Source organism: Pseudonocardia kujensis (assembly GCF_021283305.1).
GTDB lineage: Bacteria > Actinomycetota > Actinomycetes > Mycobacteriales > Pseudonocardiaceae > Pseudonocardia > Pseudonocardia kujensis.
Map to the genome: position 1 here is coordinate 1 of NZ_JAJSOK010000145.1, position 2,487 is coordinate 2,487.

3 protein-coding genes are annotated in these 2,487 nt (G+C 71.9%); all 3 read left to right on the forward strand.

Going from position 1 to position 2,487, the window contains the following annotated elements; genetic code table 11:
- Positions 1-23 precede the first annotated feature (23 nt).
- The 3 genes from LWC35_RS38685 to LWC35_RS38695 are packed head-to-tail and all read left to right on the forward strand — an operon-like array spanning position 24 to position 2,261.
- Positions 24-308 (forward strand): LacI family DNA-binding transcriptional regulator, encoded by a 285-nt coding sequence (locus LWC35_RS38685; RefSeq protein ID WP_232875565.1) that lies wholly within the window; start codon positions 24-26, stop codon positions 306-308.
- Complete coding sequence (locus LWC35_RS38690; RefSeq protein ID WP_232875566.1) at positions 305-1,234, forward strand: PfkB family carbohydrate kinase; 930 nt, start codon at positions 305-307, stop codon at positions 1,232-1,234. Before LWC35_RS38685 ends, LWC35_RS38690 begins: the two co-directional genes overlap by 4 nt.
- Positions 1,235-1,268: 34 nt before the next feature.
- Positions 1,269-2,261: a ribose-phosphate diphosphokinase gene (locus tag LWC35_RS38695; RefSeq protein ID WP_232875567.1), complete on the forward strand. Its 993-nt coding sequence runs from the start codon at positions 1,269-1,271 to the stop codon at positions 2,259-2,261.
- The last annotated feature ends 226 nt before the right edge of the window (positions 2,262-2,487 follow it).

Here is a 2,487-nt window from a genome sequence, read left to right on the forward strand (position 1 = left end):
CTGAGAGTCCGAGGTGACGTGACGTGACGCAGTCCGACCGCAGGCGTAGGCGGCCGACGATGAAGGACGTGGCCGAGCACGCCCGGGTGTCTGTGAGCACGGTGAGCTATGTGCTCAACGACTCCGGGCCGGTCGCCCCGGAGCGGCGGGACCGGGTGCTCGATGCCGTGCGGATCCTCGAGTACTCGGAGCCCTGTCGCGAGGCGGGGCTGCGGGTGCCCGAAGAGGTGAGTGTCGTCGGTTTCGACGACCTCCCGGCCGTTGTCCAGGTGCGGGAGTCCGTGTGCCCGCCGAGGTCCGACGGATGACGCCCCGGGTGGTGGTGGTCGGCGCGGTGAACGTCGACCTCGTGGTGCACACCGACCGGCTGCCGGGGCCGGGGGAGACGGTGGTGGGTCCGGGCGTCGAGCGGCACGGCGGCGGGAAGGGTGCGAACGCGGCGGTTGCCGCGGCCCGGGCCGGCGCCGAGGTCCGCTACTGCGGCGCCGTCGGCGCGGACGACACCGGCGACGGCGCCCTGGCGGAGTTGCGCGCGGAGGGGATCGACGTCACCGACGTGGCGGTGCTCGAAGGAGTCGCCACCGGCATGGCCCTGATCGTCGTCGACGGCCGCGGGGAGAATCAGATCGCCGTGGGGGCCGGGGCCAACGCGGCCGTGGAACCGGCGGCGGTGCGCGCCGCGGTGGCGCGCTCGGCGGAGTGGGCCGGCTGCGTGCTGGTCAGCACCGAGATCCCGTCGGAGGCGGTCGCGGCGGCGGTGGAGACGGCGGTGGCGCACGGGCTGGTGTGCGTGCTCAATCCGGCGCCGGTAACCGCGGAGCTGGTGGACCTGCTCGGGCTCGGCCCGGTCGTCACGCCGAACCGGTCGGAGCTGCGGGACCTCTACGCGCTGGTGGAGGAGGGCACGGCCGACTCGGTGGCGGACATGGCGGCCGCGGTGGCCGGTCTGACCGGCGCATCGGTGGTGGTGACGCTCGGCGGCGACGGGGTGCTGATCGTCGACCCCGAGCGGGGGGCGACGCCCCTGCCCGCCCCGCCCGCCACGGTCCGCGACACCACGGGCGCGGGCGACACGTTCAACGGGGTACTGGCCGCCGCGCTGGCCGCCGGAGCCGCCGTCCCCGAGGCCGCGGCCCGCGGCGTGGCGGCAGCCTCGCTGTCCGTCGGCACGGTCGGGGCACGAGCCGGCATGCCACGGGCTGCGGCGATCGACGGAGCAACGGGGCCGGGCTGATGTGCCCCCCACGAACCCGACGAAGGGTGGATTCATGACGGCGTCCCTACAGCGGGGCTACGACAAGCGGCTGATGCTGTTCTCGGGCCGCGCGAACCCTGAGCTGGCCGACCGGATCGCCGGGCAGCTCGGTGTCGATCTCGGCCCGATCACGCTCAAGACCTTCTCCAACGACGAGGTCTACTGCCGGTTCGACGAGTCGATCCGCGGCGCGGACGTGTTCCTCGTCCAGCCGATGTGCGGCAACCCCGAGACCGGGCTCAACGCCAACGACGCACTGCTGGAACTGCTGGTCATGGTGGACGCGGCGGTCGGTGCCAGCGCCCACCGGGTGATCGCGGTGACGCCCTGGTACGGCTACTCACGGCAGGACAAGAAGTCCGCGCCACGCGAGCCGATCTCGGCCCGGATGGTCGCCCGCACGCTCGAGGCGGTCGGCGTGGACCGGGTGCTGACCATGGACCTGCACGCAGGTCAGCTGCAGGGGTTCTTCGGGATCCCGGTCGACCACATGACGGCGCTGATGATGTTGGCGGACCACTTCGCCGGGTTGGACGACGACCTGGTGGTCGTGGCGCCGGACGCGGGTCGGGTGAAGCTGAACAAGCAGTTCGCGACCCGGATGGGTGCCGGTCTGGCCATCCTGGACAAGGAGCGTCCCGCGCAGCAGGTGGCCGAGATCAACCAGGTGATCGGAGACGTCCGGGGCAAGACCGCGATCATCGTGGACGACATCATCGACACCGCGGGCACGCTGCGCGCGGCGGGCGAGGCGGTCGCGCGGGCGGGTGCGCGGCGGGTGTTCGCCGCGGCCACCCATCCCGTGTTCAGCGGGCGGGCCTTCGAGAACCTGGCGGCATCCCCGTTCGAGCGGATCGTCGTCACGGACACCATCCCGCTGCGGCCGGGCGGGCCGTCGAGGATCGACGTCGTGTCCTGCGCCCCGCTGCTCGCGGACTCCATCCGCCGGATCTTCACCGACGACTCGGTGAGCGAGGTCTTCGGCGGGAAGAACCACCTGTTCTAGGTTCACCCGAGGAGAACGCCGCGCACAGTGGCGCTTCCCGGGTGGAGTCGATACAGTGCTAGAAACGTTTATATCCTGACCGCCGTCGAGGAGAGTCGACATGGCACTGAAGTTCTGGGTGACGACGCCCTTCTTCTACTCGGACATGGACCGCCCGTGGGGCGAGCTGCTGCAGGACATGCTGACGATCGTGGACACGGCCGAGCGGCTGGGCTTCGAGGGCGTC